Raw genomic sequence first — 16,070 nt, 5'->3', positions numbered from 1 at the left:
GGGTCGTTGACCGTTCGGCCCGGTTCCGGCGGCAATTCGTTTGGCGGGGTGCGGCATGGGCGGCGATAGTCGGCCGGTGACCGCCGCCCCCGCCTCCCGCCGACCGAGCCGACCCGACTGGGCGGGCCGCAACTACTCGCTGCTGACGGCCGCCGCGGTGGCGACCGGTCTCGGGGGCAACGGCGCGCTGATCGCGTCCGCGTTCGCCGTGCTGGAGGCGGGCGGCGACGGCGGTGACGTGGGCCTGGTGGCCGCCTCGCGCACGCTGCCGCTGGTGCTGTTCCTGCTGATCGGCGGCGCGATCGCGGACCGGGTGCCGCGCCACCGCGTGATGGTCGCGGCGAACGCCTTGAGCTGCGTCTCGCAGGCGGCCTTCGCCGTGCTCGTCCTCACCGGCGAACCCCGCCTCTGGCAGATGATGCTGCTGACCGCGCTGGGCGGCACCGGACAGGCGTTCTTCGGCCCGGCCGCCGAGGGCATGCTCATGTCCACGGTCAGCGGTGAACAGGCGGGCCGCGCGTTCGCGGTCTTCCGGATGGCGATGCAGGGCGCGTCCCTGGGCGGTGCCGCGCTCGGCGGCGCCCTGGTCGCGGCGGTCGGTCCGGGCTGGGTGCTCGCGGTCGACGCGGCGGCCTTCGCGGTCGCCGGCGGACTCCGCTCCTTCCTCGACGTGAGCCACATCCCGGCGCGCGCACCGGGCGGCGGGATGCTGGCCGATCTCCGGGACGGCTGGCGGGAGTTCACCGGCCGCCCCTGGCTGTGGTCGATCGTCGTGGCGTTCTCCGTCGCCAACGCGGTCGTCGGCGCGGCGGACGCGGTCTACGGCCCGCTCGTCGCCCGCGACAGCCTCGGCGGCGCGGGTCCCTGGGGCCTGGCCCTGGCCGCGTTCGGCGCGGGCACGGTCGCGGGCGCTCTGCTGATGACCCGCTGGAGACCCCGCCGTCTGCTCCTCGCGGGCATGCTCGGCATCTTCCCCCTGGCCCTCCCGTCCGCCGCGCTCGCCGTCCCGGTCCCGGTCGGCGTCCTCTACGCGGTGATGTTCGTCGCGGGCGCCACGGTGGAGGTGTTCGGGGTGAGCTGGATGACCGCCCTGCACCAGGAGATCCCCGAGGAGAAACTCTCCCGCGTCTCCGCCTACGACTGGTTCGGCTCGATCGCCCTGATGCCGCTCGCGGCAGCGGCGGCGGGCCCCGCGGAGTCCGCCTTCGGGCGTACGGCGGCGCTGTGGGGCTGCGCGGGGCTGGTCGCGCTGGTCACCGGGGCGGCGCTGTGCGTACCGGAGGTACGGAACCTGCGGCGACGCACCGTTTCGACACCTGCGGGGCGGCCGGACCCGACGGCGAACCCATCAGCCGATGCCGAACGCCCCGTCGGGGGGCTCGGGTGACGGAACGGCGTCCTCGTCCCGGACGGGTCGCGCCGAACCGATGAACTCCCTTACCGCGAGCCCTTGTTCGAGCCGCGCGGGAAACGCGTCCGAGGCCACGAGCCGGATCAGGGCCGCCGTCTCGACCGGCTGCCGCGAGGCGACGAGCACCGCGTTGCCGAAGCGCCGGCCGCGCAGGACGGCCGGTTCCGCGATGAGGGCCAGCTCCTGGAACACCGCGCCGAACGTGGCGAGTTGGGCACGCAGAAAGGCGAAGGGGGCGGCGTCCGCGAGGTTGGCCAGGTAGACCCCGTCGGCACGCAGGACGCGGGCCGCCGCACGGGCGTAGGTGAGGGACGTGAGGTGCGCCGGGACCCGTGAGCCGCCGAACACATCGGCCACGATCACGTCGGCCGACCCGTCCGGCGCCGCCTCAAGCCAGGCACGCGCGTCGGCGCCGTGCACGGTCACACCGGAGCCCTCCGGCAACGGCAGGTGCTCGGCGACCAGTTCCAGCAATCCGCGATCCGCCTCGACCACGTCCTGCCGCGACCCGGGCCGCGTCACGGCCACGTACCGGGGCAACGTGAGCGCCCCACCGCCCAGATGCAGCACGTCCAGCGGCAGCTCCGGCTCGGCGACGACGTCCAGCACATGCCCGAGCCGCCGCGCGTACTCGAACTCCAGGTGCGTGGGCTCGTCCAGATCCACGTAGGACTGCGGAGCCCCGTCGACGGTCAGCAGCCAGGCACGGTCGCGGTCCACGTCGGGCATGAGCTTGGCGACGCCGTGATCGACATCCCGGGTAACGGGTATCGGCTCGTCCACGGGAAGGGATTCGTTCACGGGTCCATTGTGCCGGTGACGGCTTGCCCCCGGTGCCGGTGCGGTCTCGGCTCCGGCCCAGGGAGGCGCCCCGAAAGGGGCGCGGGGAACTGCGCGACCAGCCACAACGGCCCCGCAGCCACCCACGCCCCATCAACCACCCAGCCCCTCAGTCGACGTCCGTGACCGTCCCGGCTCCCACGGTCCGCCCACCCTCACGGATCGCGAACCCGAGCCCCGGCTCCAACGGCACGTCCCGCCCCAGCTCGACCGTCATCGTGACGGTGTCCCCCGGCCGCGCGACGACCGCCTCCCCGAGGTCGATGTCCCCGACGACATCCGCGGTACGGATGTAGAACTGCGGCCGGTACCCCGTGGACACAGCGGTCGTACGACCGCCTTCGCGCGCCGACAGGACGTACACCCGCGCCGAGAACCGCCGCCGGGGCACCACGCTCCCGGGCGCCGCGACGACATGCCCCCGCCGAACGGCGTCCCGGGGCACACCCCGCAGCAGCAACGCCACGTTGTCCCCGGCCTGCGCCTCCGCCATGGGCTTGCCGAAGGTCTCCAGGCCGGTCACCACCGTGTCCAGGTCCGCGCCGAGCACGTCGATCCGGTCACCCACCCGGACCGTGCCCCGCTCGACCGCCCCCGTGACGACCGTCCCACGCCCGGTGATCGTGAGCACGTTCTCGACCGGCAACAGGAACGGCGCGTCCAGATACCGCTCGGGCATGGGCACATACGTGTCCACGGCGTCGAGCAGCGCGTCGATCGAGGCGGTCCAACGGGGGTCCCCCTCAAGGGCCTTGAGACCGGACACCCGGACGACGGGCACGGCGTCGCCGCCGTAGCCGTGCGCGGTGAGCAGTTCGCGGACCTCCAGCTCGACCAGGTCGGTCAGCTCGTCGTCGCCCGCGTCGGCCTTGTTGAGCGCGACCACGATGTGGTCGACGCCCACCTGCCGGGCGAGCAGCACGTGTTCGGCGGTCTGCGGCATGATCCCGTCGAGCGCGGAGACGACGAGGATCGCCCCGTCGAGCTGCGCGGCGCCGGTGACCATGTTCTTGACGTAGTCGGCGTGGCCGGGCATGTCCACGTGGGCGTAGTGCCGGGTGTCGGTCTCGTACTCGACGTGCGCGATGTTGATGGTGATGCCGCGCGCGGCCTCCTCCGGCGCCCGGTCGATGCGGTCGAAGGGTACGAAGGTGGACGCCCCGCGCTCGGCGAGGACCTTGGTGATGGCGGCGGTCAGGGTGGTCTTGCCGTGGTCGACATGGCCCATGGTGCCGATGTTCAGATGCGGTTTGGTGCGCACGTATGCCGTCTTGGGCATGGCTGTACCTCGAAGCCTCTCCAGAGGTGAAAAGCGGGGACCCCGAGGACTCGCCGACCCTCCCCCTGCGGGGTCCGCCGGACGATCCGGAGAGGGTCAGCTTCGGGCGCCGTCGACGGCGGCGAGGGGAGGGGGAACGGCAGCCTTCGTGGCACCCGCGACGGCGGGTGCTGCGAGGTGGAAGGCGTACCGGAACATGAGGCGATCATCGCCGACGCCCTGCTCCGAGTCGAATGGTTTTCGCGGGCCGGGGAGTTCGCTCCCCCACCGGTCCCTCGGCGCTCTCAGGCCCCGATGTTCTTCAGCGCCTCACGCACCGACAGTGGCGCGAACCGCCCCTTCTCCCGCGCCAGGAAGCCGCGTACCGCTTCCGGGTCCGTCTTCGCGTACTCGCGCAGGCACCAGCCGATCGCTTTGCGGACGAAGAAGTCGGGGTGCCCGGACTGCCGCAGGCAGTAGGCGAAGAGGCGCTCGGTGTCGGTGCGCTCCTTGTAACGCAGTTGGTGGAGGAGGGCCGTGCGGGCGACCCACATGTCCTCGTCCACGATCCACGCGTCCATGTCACCGACCAGCTCCGGATCGGCGGCGACGAGGCCTCCCACCACGTGGGAGGCGAGTGCGTCGACGGTGTCCCACCAGGGGACGGCCGAGACGAGATGCCGGGCGACGGGCAGGAAGCCGGACGTGCACCGCTTCACATGGCGGCGCAGATAGTCGACGGCGAAGTACTGGTACTCCCGCTCCGGCAACTCCCAGCAGCGCAGGGCGATCGCGGTGCAGTCGGCCTCGTCGGGGCGGGGTGTGCCCTCCAGGACCGTGCGGGACAGAGTGCGGCGCAGGGGTGTGGTGAGGCCCAGGAAGGGCGCCACGTCCTTCATGTACGCCCGCATGGACGCGGCCCGCTCCGGGTCGGCCGCGGCGGCGTACGTGGCCGTGAGCCGCTCCAGCACGGTGTCGGCGAGGACGCTGCCGGGTACCCGCACGGTGCCCGCACCTGTGACGCTCATGAGACGAACCATACGGCGATCACATACACAGGTCGGTTAGTGTCGCCGACATGCTCGCCGATGCCACCACCCGCTCAGGGGGCACCGCCACGGCCACTCCCCGGGCCACGGACCGGATCACCGGCACGGAGTTCGCCGTCGCCGTGGCCGTTCCCGCGGTCATGCCCGTCGCGCCTCCGCTGCCCGTCGTCCCGACAGGTTTCGCCGCGCGCTGCACGAGAGCCCTGCTCTCGCCGTGGTCGCGGCTGTCGCTGCTGCTCGTCCTGCTCGCCGGGGCCGCGTCGACGGTGCTGCTCTTCCACCCGCAGCGACTGCTCTCGGACGGCTGGCCGCCCCAACTCGGCGGCGCCATGGCCGCGTTGGTGTTCGCGGCGGCGTACGGCCTGTGCAGTGTGGCGTTCGTGCCGCGCCCCCTGCTGAACCTCGCCGCGGGCGCGCTCTTCGGCTCCCAGCTGGGCACCGGCGCGGCGCTGGCGGGCACGGTGCTCGGCGCCGGGATCTCCTTCGGCCTGGGCCGTTTGCTGGGCCAGGACGCCCTGCGCCCGCTGCTGCGGGGCCGCTGGCTGAAGGCGGCGGACGGACAGCTCAGCAAGCACGGCTTCCGGTCGATGATGGCGGCCCGGCTCTTCCCGGGACTGCCGTTCTGGGGCGTGAACTACTGCGCCGCGGTCTCCCGCATGCGCTGGACGCCGTTCCTGCTCGCGACGGCGCTCGGCTCGATCCCGAACACCGCCGCCTACGTCGTCGCCGGCGCCCGTGCCTCCAGCCCGACGTCCCCGGTCTTCCTGATCGCGATGGCCTGCATCGCCCTGCCCGCCCTGGGCGGCGCGGTGGTGGCCTGGCGCAAGCGCCACCACCTGCGCGGCGACTGACGCGTCCGAGGCGTCACACGGCTTCCAGGATCATCGCGTTGGCGAGGCCGCCCGCCTCGCACATCGTCTGGAGTCCGTAGCGCGCTCCTCGGTCCCGCATCGCGTGCACCAGGGTGGTCGTCAGCCGCGTGCCGCTCGCCCCGAGCGGATGCCCGATGGCGATGGCACCGCCGTGCACGTTGACCTTGGCGAGGTCGGCGCCCGTCTCCTGCTGCCAGGCCAGGACGACGCTGGAGAACGCCTCGTTGACCTCGAACAGGTCGATGTCCTCGAGGGTGAGCGACGCCCGGCGCAGCACCTTCTCGGTGGCCGGGATGACGCCGGTGAGCATGAGCAGCGGGTCGGACCCGGTCACGGCGAAGCTGTGCAGCCGGGCGAGCGGGCGCAGTCCGAGCCGGGCCGCCGTCTCGCTCGACGTGATGAGGACGGCGGAGGCGCCGTCGTTGATCGGGCTGGAGTTGCCCGCGGTGATGTTCCAGTCGATCTGCGGGAAGCGCTCGGCGTACGTCGCGTCGTAGAAGGCGGGCTTGAGGCCGGCGAGGATCTCGGGGGTGCTGCCGGGCCGTACGCACTCGTCGCGCGAGGTGCCCGCCAGGGGGGCGACCTGGGCGTCGAAGAGTCCCGCGTCCCACGCGGTGGCCGCCTTCTGGTGCGAGGAGACCGCGAAGGCGTCCAACTGGTCGCGTGTCATCGACCACTTGGCGGCGATGAGTTCGGCGCTGATGCCCTGCGGGACGAGGCCCTCCGGGTAGCGCCCGGCGACTCCGGGGCCGAAGGGGTCCGTGCCGGGCAGCACGCTCGACCCCATCGGCACGCGCCCCATGGACTCCACACCGCAGGCCACGACGATGTCGTACGCCCCGGAGATCACGCCCTGCGCCGCGAAGTGCACGGCCTGCTGGGAGGAGCCGCACTGGCGGTCCACCGTGGTCGCGGGCACCGACTCCGGGAAGCCCGCCGACAGCACCGCCTGCCGGGTGATGTTGACGGCCTGCTCACCGACCTGGGTGACCGTGCCGCCGATGACGTCGTCGATGACGGCCGGGTCGATCCCGGTGCGCTCGACGAGGGTGCGCAGGGTGTGCGAGAGGAGTTCGACGGGGTGGACCTGGGCGAGGCTGCCGCTCGGCTTGCCCTTGCCTACGGGTGTGCGTACGGCTTCGACGATCACTGCGTCACGCATGGGGCGGGCCTCCGTGGTTACCAGCGAGCACTACTAGTGAGTAGGAATTCCAAACTCACCATAGCCCTGTCAGTTTGAAAATCAAACCCTCCTCTACAGTGGGTGCCATGGCCGCCCCCAAAGACCCGCGCCCCTGCTCCATCGCCGACGCCCTCGCACTCGTCGGTGAGAAGTACTCCCTGCTCGTCCTGAGGGAGGTGTGCCTCGGCAACCGCCGCTTCGACCAACTGGTCCGCAACATCGGCGCCCCGCGCGACGTCCTGGCCACCCGGCTGCGCCGTCTCGTCGACGCCGGCGTCCTGACCCGGCGGACCTACAGCGAACACCCGCAGCGCTTCGAGTACCGGCCCACGGAGGCGGGGCTCGAACTGGAGCCGATCCTGATGACCCTCATGGCATGGGGCGACCGCCATCTCCGGAAGGATGACGATCGCCCCATGGTGATCGAGCACATCTGCGGCAACGAACTGGTCCCGGCCGTCACCTGCACGGCCTGCGGTGACCCGGTGCGCCACGAGGACCTGACGGCCCACCCGCAGTCACCGGGCTGGACCGTGAGGGGCCCGGCGGCAGCCTGAGCGGAAAGAACCAGGCCCGCTCCAAAAAGAAGCCGGGCCTACGCCCCCTTGTAGACGTCCAACCGCCCGCACATCCCGAACTTCCCGTACTCCGAAGGCTGTTCAGCCCGCACGGCAGCATCGGCGAGGTGCGAGAAGTCGCCCTGCTCCAGCCGGTCGAGCTGCTCCCCCGTGGCCGCGGCGGCGGCCCGCGCACCCCGCTCCCAGCGCTCGCGCCACTCCGTGAGCCGGGGTCGTATCAGCGCGGCGGCGGCCCGGTGGAAGGCGGCCAGCGCCTCCGGTCCCTTCGCGTCACGCAGCGCCCGGTAGCCCTCCAGGGCGAGGTCGCGCCGGGCACGGGCGACGCGTTCCCGCTCGGCCTCGGACGCGTCGGCCGGGATCGTGGTGACGTCCGCGTACGTCCCGGGGTCGGCGAGGTACCGCGGGGGTAGCGTGAGCACCGCGTCCCCCGCCTCGGGCAGGCCGCTGTTCTGCATGAGGACGGTGATGCGCAGGTCGCCCTCGTTGACGAGCCGGTGGATGGTGCCCGGCGTGAACCAGGCGACCGTCCCGGCCGCGAGAGGCGTCACCTCGTACCCGGCGGTGGTGAGCGTCTGCACCGCGCCGTGACCGCCGGTGACGACGTACCCCTCCGAACAGGTCAGGTGCATATGGGGAGTTCCGCCGCACACACCGTCGGAGGCGGGCCAGTCGTAGACGGAGAGACGCGAGACGGCGACCCCGCCCGGCAGTCCGGGGAAACCGCTCACCACGGGTGCGCCTCCAGGTACTTGGCGATCTCCTCCCGCTCCCATGCCCCGTCGGCCACGACGACCCGGTAGCGGCGGGTGAGCGTGTCGCCGGGGGCCAGCTCCAGTTCGTCGTGGAAGGCGAAGGAGGGGGCGATGCCCGCGAAGGGTTCGTTGCGGACGAACCAGTGGGCGGGGTGGGTGCCCCGGGCGCCGGACTCGTCGTTCTCGGGGGCGTGCGCGAAGACGACGGTGGCGTGGCCGTCGGTGCCGTCGTGCTCGCCGGAGAGGGCGAGCCAGGGGCCCTGGGAGCCCATCAGTTCGGGGCCCTCGCCGTCGGGGCCGATGATCCGGCCGTCGCGGAAGGCGCGCGGGCCGCGCCAGAACAGGCCCGTGTAACCGGCCGCCTCGCGCCCGTGGGTGGTCGGGCTGCCGAACCGCAGCGGCTCGTCACGGCGGTTGGTCACCGCGCTCGTCCAGGTCAGCGCCCAGGAACCCGACTCCGTGTCGACGTCGTGGACCTCGATCCGGCGCTGCTCATCGGCCCAGAGTTCACCGCTGTACGGGTGCCAGGTGAGCCGTTCGGCGATGACGAGACGGTCGGCGTCGGCGTCGATCTCGTCGAAGGCGACATGGGCCATCGACCCGACCCGCTCCGGGAGTTGGAGATACCCCTCGCCGTGAACGTATGTGTTGCCGCCCCACAGGTTCGCGCCCGACAGATGCGAGGCGGTGAACTGGAGGCCCTTGTGCCAGCGGTGGTCGTTGGGCCGGTAGTCCGTGACGACGTCACCGGCGAGGGTCCTGATCGGGTGGAGGTACGGCTTCGGCGCCTCCCAGGCGGCCTCGGGCCGGTACACATAGCTGAACAGCTCGACGCCGGTGGCCGGTTCGGTGACCGTGACGCGGTCCCCGTGGGCGTGGACGATACGCAGGCCGGTCACGCCGGCACCTCCTCGCGCGCCACGGGCGCCCAGCCGGGGGCGCCGCCGTGCAGCGCCGTGTAATAGGGGTCTCCGGGGCCGATCTCGCCGGCCCGTACGGTCGTGTCCGTGAACGCCGACTTGTAGAGCGCGGTGATCAGCTCCAGGCTGGTGCGCCCGTCGGTGCCGCTGCTGCGCGGGCGTTCACCGGCGCGCATGCTCACGACGAGTTCACGCAGCTGCTCCAGGTGCGAACTCGGTACGTCGGGGCCGAAGTCCCGCCAGGCGGCGGCCTCCTCGGCCGGCACGTCCGGGGCGGGGGTGACGCGCCAGTTGTCGTTGCCGTGCCCGTAGAGGTGGGTCAGCTCGACGGTGGCGCGCTCGCAGTCGATGCGGATACGGCTGACCTCGTCGGGGCTCAGCACGCTGTTCACGACGGTGGCCATCGCGCCGTTCTCGAAGCGGACCAGCGCGGTCGAGACGTCCTCGGTCTCCACGTCGTGGACCAGCCGCCCGGCCATGGCCTTCACCTCGGTCCACGGCCCGAGCAGATCGAGCAGGAGGTCCATCTGGTGGATGCCGTGTCCCATGGCGGGACCGCCGCCCTCGGTCTCCCAGCGCCCGCGCCAGGGCACGGCGTAGTAGGCGGTGTCGCGGTACCAGGTGGTCTGGCAGTGCGCCACGAGCGGCCGCCCCATGGCCTGCTCGGCGAGCAGCCGCCGCACATGCCGCGAGCCCGAGCCGAAGCGGTGCTGGAAGACGATCGAGGCGTACGGCCCGCCGACTGCCCCCTCCTCGTCCTCCACGGCGTCGAAGTCGGCCAGCGTCGGCACCGGCGGCTTCTCGCACCAGACCCAGGCGCCGGCCCGCAGCGCGGCGATGGTCTGCGCGCGGTGCAGGGTGGGCGGGGTGCAGATGGTGACGAGGTCGGGCCGCTGTTCCCGGAGCATCCGCTCCAGGTCGGTGTAGGCGTGCGGAATCCCGGCCTCGGCGGCGAAGGACTCGACCGCGTTGGCATCGATGTCAACGGCGGCGACGACCTCGGTCTCGCCCTCCTCGGCGAGCCGGGCGAGCGCGGGGAAATGGGACCCGCGGCCGATCGCACCCGCGCCGACCACCGCGGCCCTGATGCGTCGGCCGGTGAGCGGGGGCAAGGGCTGGAACGCCCCGGGGTCGGTGGCGGGTGTGGACATGGTCGTGATCAGCACTCCTCCGGGGCAGCGAGCGCGTACAGCAAGCGCTTTCCTCGGCTGCAACGTATGCGCCGCCCCCGCAGCAGGTCAACACCGCGAACCGGGAGTCGCCGGACCGCTCGCTAATCCTCTGTACCCGGAGTCGCCGGACCGCTCGCTAATCCTCTGTGCCCGGAATCGTCCGACGGCGGCGAAACCTTCCGCCCGGGATCGCCCGACCGCCGCCGGACCCGTCGCGTCCGGAGCCACCCGTCGCCGTGAAACCCCTGTGTCGGGCCTGTCACACCGGGACGCTACGCTGCCCCTCACACACACCCGATCACCGTGCGCGGCGTTTTGGCGTGTCCTTTACCCCTCCACGATCAGCACTTGGACGCCGTAACTCCATGTCTTGGTTTGAATCCCTCATCCTCGGACTCGTCCAGGGGCTGACCGAGTTCCTCCCCGTCTCCTCCAGCGCGCATCTGCGGCTGACGGCGGCCTTCTCCGGCTGGAAGGACCCGGGCGCGGCCTTCACGGCGATCACGCAGCTCGGCACGGAGGCGGCGGTGCTGATCTACTTCCGCAAGGACGTGGGGCGGATTCTCGCCGCATGGTTCCGGTCCCTCACGAACAAGGAGATGCGGCGCGACCACGACGCCCAGATGGGCTGGCTGGTGATCGTCGGCTCCATACCGATCGGCGTGCTCGGGGTCACCCTCAAGGACGCGATCGAGGGTCCGTTCCGCGATCTCCGTATCACCGCCACAATGCTGATCGTCATGGGCATCGTGATCGGCATCGCCGACCGCCTCGCCGCCCGCGACGAGCACGGCGGCCGGCACCGTGCCCCCAAGCAGCGCAAGACCCTGGTCGACCTCAACGCCAAGGACGGCCTCCTCTACGGCCTCTGCCAGGCGATGGCGCTGGTCCCCGGCGTCTCCCGCTCCGGCGCGACCATCAGCGGCGGCCTCTTCATGGGCTACACCCGGGAGGCGGCGGCCCGTTACTCCTTCCTCCTCGCCATGCCGGCCGTACTGGCCTCCGGCGCCTTCGAGTTGAAGGACGCGGCGGAGGAGGGGCATGTGGCGTGGGGGCCGACGATGTTCGCGACGGTGATCGCCTTCGTGGTCGGTTACGCGGTCATCGCCTGGTTCATGAAGTTCATCTCCCACAAGAGCTTCATGCCGTTCGTCTACTACCGTGTCGCCCTCGGCATCGTCATCATCGCGCTGGTGACGGCGGGCGTACTGAGCCCGCACGCGGCGGAGTCGGCGGGCTGAGCCACCTGACCCGGGAGACCAACTCATGGCACTGACCCAGCAGTTCGCCCGGGTGACACCCGAGTACCTCGACCGCTGCCGCGCCACGGCCCTCGACTCGCCCGGGGCGTCCCCGGACTGGGACCCACCGGAGGGCGACCGGCTCGACACGGACTGGGCGCTATGGGGGCTCCTCCATCACAGCCGCTCGACCGCAGCCGACCCGGAGTTGATCGCCCTGCTCGACCGGGCCGTCTCGGGCGATCCCGACGGCGACGTGGGATTCCTGGACCACGCCGAGGTGTACGACGGTTTCGGCGACCCGCCTCGGCTGCTCGCCCCCGCCGCGGTCGCCGACATCGCCGCCGCGCTGACCCGTGTCCAACTCGACGAGCTGCTCTCGTCGTTGCCCGCGTCCACGGCGGACGCGGCCGTCGCCTGCGGATTCGCTGCCGGGTTCGACGGGGACGTACGGGAATATCTGGCCGAACACTTCGTCGCCCTGCGGGAGTTCTACCGGACCGCCGCACGTCGGACGCAGTGCGTCGTCACGTGGGTCGACTGAGCTTCCCGCCCGGCACCAGGCGCCGGTTCACCGCACCCGTGACCAACCCCATACGGTCTGAGTAGCCGTCCGGTAGCGCAGTGTCAGTCCTTGCCCCTAGGCTGTTCGCATGTCCCCCGATTTCGTGGCCCCTGGTTCCGTGCGGTCTGCTGCCGAGGTGAACGAGCAGATCCGGGCACTCTGGCTCCGTGCGGGCGGCTCCCTCTCCACCCAGGAGCGCGAGGAATACGAGCTGTTGGTGGTCGAGTGGGCCGCGGCGATCCGCGACGAGGTCATCGCGGCGGCCTGAGTCAGGCACCGGCCGCCCGGGGCGGTGGCTTTACCGCCCGCCCGTCCCCCGTATCACCGTCCCCCTCACACGCGACGCGTCCGGTGACATCAACCAGGCGACGACGGCGGCGACTTCCTCGGTGTCTCCCGGTTCGACCGCGTTGACGCGGATGCCGGGGCCGAGTTCCTCGGCGAGGTTCAGGGTGAGGGCCTCGACGGCGGCGTTCGTCATCGCGGGGTGGACCGGGGCGCCGGGGGTGGCCGTGCACGGCATCACGTTCACGATCACGCCGTTTCCCCCAGCCGTCATCACTCGTGCGGCCCGGCGTGAACACAGCAGTGTGCCAAGGAGGTTGACCTCGACGAACCGGCGCAGGTCGGCCGGTTCCGTGTCGGCGAGGCGGGCGGACGGCCCCGCGGACCCCGCGATGTTCACCAGCCCGTTGTTCACCAGCCCGGTGACCGGGCCGAGTTGCTTCTCGGCCGAGGTGAACAGCCGCTCGACCTCGGCCTCCAGCGACGTGTCCGCCCGTACGCAGACCGCACGGGCGCCAGACCGCCGTACGTCCTCCGCCACCTCCTCGGCCGCGTCCGCGTCCCCGTGCCCGTCCCCTGCGTAGCCCACCACCACGTCGTGACCGTCCTCCGCGAGCCGGCGGCAGATCGCGGCGCCGATTCCCGGGCCACCCCCGGTGACGACCGTGACAAGACGTTTCATGGACCACTCCTCTCATGGACCATTCCTCTCCTCTCATGGACCATTCCTCGCGACGAAGAACGACCGAGACTGCCGAAGAACGACAATGAGCGACGAAGAACGCCGAAGACCCGTGCAGAGCTGGGAGAACCACCGAATGTTCCCCACCTTGTATCCGCGTCCCTCTTGGCGCGACACCCTCCGTAGCCAACACTGAGCCGATGACGCAGCGTGTGGAACTGGCGATTGTGATGGACCGGCTTGCCGTGGACGAAGTGGTCACCGCCTACGCGGTGGCGGTGGACAACGGGGACTGGGAGGCGTACCGGAAACTGTTCGCCCCGGACGGGCGTGCCGACTACCGGTCCGCCGGTGGGATCGAGGGGAACGCGGAGCAGATCGCCGGGTGGCTGGCGGAGAGCATGCGGATGTTCCCGATGCGGCAGCATCTGATCGTCAACCGGCGGATCCGCTTCGGCGCCCCGGACCAGCACACCGACGACACCGCCCACGTCCAGGCCGACTACGTCAACCCGATGCGCTTCGCCAAGGACGACGACAGCGCCGACAACCTCTCCACCGCACCGGATTTCGTGTGCGGCGGCCGGTACTTGTTCGGGCTGCTGCGGACCGACGACGGCTGGCGGCTGACCGAGGTCGTGGTGGAGGAGAAGTGGCGGCGCCTTCCCGAACGGCGCCCGGAAGCCGTGGTCCACTGAGACGGCCGGGGCGGGGCCCCCTGTGCGAGATCGTCCCCGGGACGCACACTGGAGCGACCAGCGGGTAAGGAGGTGCTGTATGAAGACCTTCGGCGACTGGCTCGCCTCTCCGTGGCGGCGTTCCGTGCTCGCTGCGCTCGCGGGCGCCCTGCCCGTGTTCGCGTTCCCCGCGCCGTCCCTGTGGTGGTTCGCCTACGTCGCGCTCGTCCCCTGGATTCTGCTGACCCGCTCCGCACCGACCGGACGCCGCGCGGCCCACGACGGCTGGTTCGGAGGCCTCGGGTTCATGCTGGCGGTGCACAGCTGGCTGGTGCCGAGTCTGAGCGTGTTCATCGTGGTCATCGCGGCGCTGCTGGGCGCGCTGTGGGCGCCGTGGGGCTGGCTGGTGCGCCGCTTCCTGGGCGGGGTGCCGTCGCCCCGGCGGGGTGCCGCCGCGCTGCTGGTGCTGCCCTCGGGCTGGCTGATGGTCGAACTCGTGCGTTCCTGGCAGGGGTTGGGCGGTCCCTGGGGGCTGCTCGGCTCCACCCAGTGGCAGGTGGAACCGGCGTTGCGGCTCGCCTCCGTGGGCGGGGTGTGGCTGCTGAGCTTCCTGGTGGTGGCCGTGAATGTCGCGGCCGCCGTGCTGGTCTCGGTCCGTGAGGTGCGGGTACCGGCCGTCGCCGGACTCGTCGCCACCGCCGCCGCGACCTCCGCCGCCTGGGTGTGGTCGCCGCGCCCCGATGTCGACGGCAGCGTGCGGATCGCCGTCGTACAGCCCGGTGTCATCGCGGGCGACGACAGCGGTGTCCGGCGCTTCGACCGCGAGGAGCGGCTGACCCGTCAACTGGCCGGCCGGCACGTGGACTTGATCGCGTGGGGCGAGAGCAGTGTCGGCTTCGACCTCGGCAAGCGGCCGGATCTGGCACGTCGTATCGCCGCTCTGTCGAAGGAGACCGGCGCCGACATTTTGGTCAACGTGGACGCCGAGCGCTCCGACAAGCCCGGCATCTACAAGAGTTCGATCCTGGTCGGCCCGAAGGGGCTCACCGGTGACCGCTACGACAAGATGCGGCTCGTGCCCTTCGGGGAGTACATCCCGTTCCGCTCGCTGCTCGGCTGGGCGACCTCCGTCGGCAAGGCGGCGGGCGTCGACCGCAGGCACGGCACGGAGCAGGTCGTGATGAGCGTGGGTCACGCTCTGCGCGTCGGGCCGTTGATCTGCTTCGAGACCGCGTTCCCCGACATGAGCCGGCATCTCGCGCAGGACGGCGCGGACGTGCTGCTCGCGCAGTCGTCGACCTCGTCGTTCCAGCACAGCTGGGCCCCCGAGCAGCACGCCACGCTGGCCGCCCTGCGCACCGCCGAGACCGGCCGCCCGATGGTCCACGCCACCCTGACCGGCGTCTCCGCCGTCTACGGCCCGAGCGGCGAGCGCGTCGGCCCGTGGCTGGGCACCGGCGCGAGCACGACCCGGGTCTACGACGTCCCGCTCGCCCACGGCATCACGCCGTACGTCCGCTACGGCGACTGGCCGGTGCAGGGCTCGCTGCTGATCCTGGCGCTCGTGTGCGTCGGCGAGGGGATGCGGGCGTTCAGGCTGCGGCGGACCGCTCCGCGACCTCTCGTACCACCCGCTCGCACAGTTCATGAGTCGCCAGCGCGTCCCGGGCGCTGAGCACCTTTCCGGCGCGCACGGCGTCGAGGAAGGCGAGGACGACCTGCTCGATGCCGCGCTGCCGGGCCACCGGCACCCAGTCCCCGCGGCGCCGTACGGTCGGCTGGCCCTTGTGGTCGACGACCTCGGCGAGGTTGAGGACCTGGCGCTTGGTGTCCTGGCCGGAGACCTCCAGGATCTCCTCGACCGAGCCGCTGAGCCGGTTCATCACGCCGAGCGCGGTGAAGCCGTCGCCGGAGAGCTGGAGCACGAGGTGGTGCAGCAGGCCGCCCTGGGTGCGGGCGCGCACAGTCACGTCCTCGACCGGGCCCGGCACCAGGAACCGCAGGGTGTCCACGATGTGGATGAAGTCGTCCAGGATCATCGCGCGCGGCTCCTCGGGGAGTCCGATGCGGTTCTTCTGCATGAGGATCAGCTCGCGCGGGTGGTCGAGGCACTGCGCGTACCCGGGGGCATGGCGCCGGTTGAAGCCGACCGCGAGCGACACGTCCCGCTCCTCCGCGAGCCGTACCAGCCGCTCGGATTCGGCGAGTTCGTAGGCGAGCGGCTTGTCGACGTACGTCGGTACGCCCGCCTCCAGCAGCCGGGTGACGATCTCCGGGTGGACGGCCGTGGGCGCGTGCACGAACGCGGCGTCGAGGTCCTGCGCGAGGAGCGCGTCGAGGTCCGTGTGCCGCTGCCCCGCCGGGAGGTGCAGGCCGTCGGCGACCTCGGTGAGGGTGGCGGGCGTGCGGGTCTGCAGATGCAGCTCGACCCCGGGCAGTCCGCCGAGAACCGGCAGGTAGGCCTTGCGCGCGATGTCACCGAGTCCGACGCAGCCGACCTTCACGGAGCCTCCCTGGCGTTTGACCTGCGATACCTTCCGGAAGCATACGGTGGCCGATATCCGCTGGTGCGGGCGGACGGAGCA

The 16,070-nt window shown here is 71.6% G+C and carries 17 protein-coding genes; 8 read left to right on the top strand and 9 right to left on the bottom strand.

The features are described 5' to 3' along the window. The first annotated feature begins 55 nt into the window (after window positions 1-55). Window positions 56-1,387 carry an MFS transporter gene (locus tag ACIRB1_RS37810; RefSeq protein WP_403468705.1) on the top strand — a complete coding sequence of 444 codons (1,332 nt, stop codon included), beginning with the start codon at window positions 56-58 and terminating at the stop codon, window positions 1,385-1,387. Here the strand turns inward: ACIRB1_RS37810 and ACIRB1_RS37805 are convergent. The 3 genes from ACIRB1_RS37805 to ACIRB1_RS37795 form a co-directional block, all read right to left on the bottom strand. Beyond that, window positions 1,349-2,194, bottom strand: a complete 846-nt coding sequence (locus ACIRB1_RS37805) for a spermidine synthase (protein ID WP_403468767.1) — start codon at window positions 2,192-2,194, stop codon at window positions 1,349-1,351. The two genes, ACIRB1_RS37810 and ACIRB1_RS37805, sit on opposite strands and share 39 nt — an antisense overlap. 166 nt (window positions 2,195-2,360) lie before the next feature. Continuing rightward, window positions 2,361-3,530: an elongation factor Tu gene (gene tuf / locus ACIRB1_RS37800; protein WP_403468704.1), complete on the bottom strand. Its 1,170-nt coding sequence runs from the start codon at window positions 3,528-3,530 to the stop codon at window positions 2,361-2,363. A 284-nt stretch (window positions 3,531-3,814) separates the two neighbouring features. Continuing rightward, window positions 3,815-4,537, bottom strand: a complete 723-nt coding sequence (locus ACIRB1_RS37795; protein WP_403468703.1) for a DNA alkylation repair protein — start codon at window positions 4,535-4,537, stop codon at window positions 3,815-3,817. A gap of 50 nt (window positions 4,538-4,587) precedes the next feature. Here ACIRB1_RS37795 and ACIRB1_RS37790 point away from each other — a divergent pair, with 50 nt between their 5' ends. Then, window positions 4,588-5,409: a TVP38/TMEM64 family protein gene (locus ACIRB1_RS37790; protein ID WP_403468702.1), complete on the top strand. Its 822-nt coding sequence runs from the start codon at window positions 4,588-4,590 to the stop codon at window positions 5,407-5,409. Between the two features lie 13 nt (window positions 5,410-5,422). Here the strand turns inward: ACIRB1_RS37790 and ACIRB1_RS37785 are convergent, their stop codons facing one another. Beyond that, entirely contained in the window at window positions 5,423-6,592 is a 1,170-nt protein-coding gene (locus ACIRB1_RS37785) for a thiolase family protein (RefSeq protein WP_403468701.1), read from the bottom strand. Window positions 6,593-6,699: 107 nt separating this feature from the next. Between ACIRB1_RS37785 and ACIRB1_RS37780 the strand changes: the two genes are divergently transcribed. Further along, complete coding sequence (locus ACIRB1_RS37780) at window positions 6,700-7,170, top strand: helix-turn-helix domain-containing protein (protein ID WP_352179530.1); 471 nt, start codon at window positions 6,700-6,702, stop codon at window positions 7,168-7,170. Between the two features lie 38 nt (window positions 7,171-7,208). Here ACIRB1_RS37780 and ACIRB1_RS37775 read toward each other — a convergent pair whose 3' ends face one another. The 3 genes from ACIRB1_RS37775 to ACIRB1_RS37765 are packed head-to-tail and all read right to left on the bottom strand — an operon-like array spanning window position 7,209 to window position 10,014. Beyond that, window positions 7,209-7,964 carry a cupin domain-containing protein gene (locus tag ACIRB1_RS37775; protein WP_403468700.1) on the bottom strand — a complete coding sequence of 252 codons (756 nt, stop codon included), beginning with the start codon at window positions 7,962-7,964 and terminating at the stop codon, window positions 7,209-7,211. Next, a complete protein-coding gene (locus tag ACIRB1_RS37770) occupies window positions 7,916-8,842 on the bottom strand; it encodes a PmoA family protein (RefSeq protein ID WP_352179532.1) in 927 nt (308 codons plus the stop codon). The genes ACIRB1_RS37775 and ACIRB1_RS37770 overlap by 49 nt, the downstream gene beginning before the upstream one ends. Then, window positions 8,839-10,014 (bottom strand): Gfo/Idh/MocA family oxidoreductase, encoded by a 1,176-nt coding sequence (locus ACIRB1_RS37765; RefSeq protein ID WP_352179533.1) that lies wholly within the window; start codon window positions 10,012-10,014, stop codon window positions 8,839-8,841. The genes ACIRB1_RS37770 and ACIRB1_RS37765 overlap by 4 nt, the downstream gene beginning before the upstream one ends. Window positions 10,015-10,400: 386 nt before the next feature. Here ACIRB1_RS37765 and ACIRB1_RS37760 point away from each other — a divergent pair, with 386 nt between their 5' ends. The 3 genes from ACIRB1_RS37760 (at window position 10,401) to ACIRB1_RS37750 (ending at window position 12,109) form a co-directional block, all read left to right on the top strand. Continuing rightward, window positions 10,401-11,276 (top strand): undecaprenyl-diphosphate phosphatase, encoded by an 876-nt coding sequence (locus tag ACIRB1_RS37760; RefSeq protein ID WP_403468699.1) that lies wholly within the window; start codon window positions 10,401-10,403, stop codon window positions 11,274-11,276. A gap of 25 nt (window positions 11,277-11,301) precedes the next feature. Further along, window positions 11,302-11,820 (top strand): DUF1877 family protein, encoded by a 519-nt coding sequence (locus ACIRB1_RS37755; RefSeq protein WP_403468698.1) that lies wholly within the window; start codon window positions 11,302-11,304, stop codon window positions 11,818-11,820. 109 nt (window positions 11,821-11,929) lie between these two features. Then, entirely contained in the window at window positions 11,930-12,109 is a 180-nt protein-coding gene (locus ACIRB1_RS37750; protein WP_352179535.1) for a hypothetical protein, read from the top strand. Window positions 12,110-12,139: 30 nt separating this feature from the next. Here ACIRB1_RS37750 and ACIRB1_RS37745 read toward each other — a convergent pair whose 3' ends face one another. After that, window positions 12,140-12,808, bottom strand: a complete 669-nt coding sequence (locus tag ACIRB1_RS37745; protein WP_403468697.1) for an SDR family NAD(P)-dependent oxidoreductase — start codon at window positions 12,806-12,808, stop codon at window positions 12,140-12,142. 200 nt (window positions 12,809-13,008) lie between these two features. Between ACIRB1_RS37745 and ACIRB1_RS37740 the strand changes: the two genes are divergently transcribed. Next, window positions 13,009-13,506, top strand: coding sequence for a nuclear transport factor 2 family protein (locus tag ACIRB1_RS37740; RefSeq protein ID WP_403468696.1), 498 nt, complete (start codon window positions 13,009-13,011; stop codon window positions 13,504-13,506). Between the two features lie 79 nt (window positions 13,507-13,585). Further along, window positions 13,586-15,160, top strand: a complete 1,575-nt coding sequence (gene lnt / locus ACIRB1_RS37735) for an apolipoprotein N-acyltransferase (RefSeq protein ID WP_403468695.1) — start codon at window positions 13,586-13,588, stop codon at window positions 15,158-15,160. Here lnt and ACIRB1_RS37730 read toward each other — a convergent pair. Then, window positions 15,078-15,989, bottom strand: a complete 912-nt coding sequence (locus tag ACIRB1_RS37730) for a Gfo/Idh/MocA family protein (RefSeq protein WP_403468694.1) — start codon at window positions 15,987-15,989, stop codon at window positions 15,078-15,080. The two genes, lnt and ACIRB1_RS37730, sit on opposite strands and share 83 nt — an antisense overlap. Window positions 15,990-16,070 lie beyond the last annotated feature (81 nt).

The organism is Streptomyces sp. NPDC096013 (assembly GCF_044763565.1).
In the GTDB taxonomy this organism is placed as follows: Bacteria; Actinomycetota; Actinomycetes; order Streptomycetales; family Streptomycetaceae; genus Streptomyces.
This window is presented reverse-complemented; position numbering and strand designations above follow the sequence as displayed.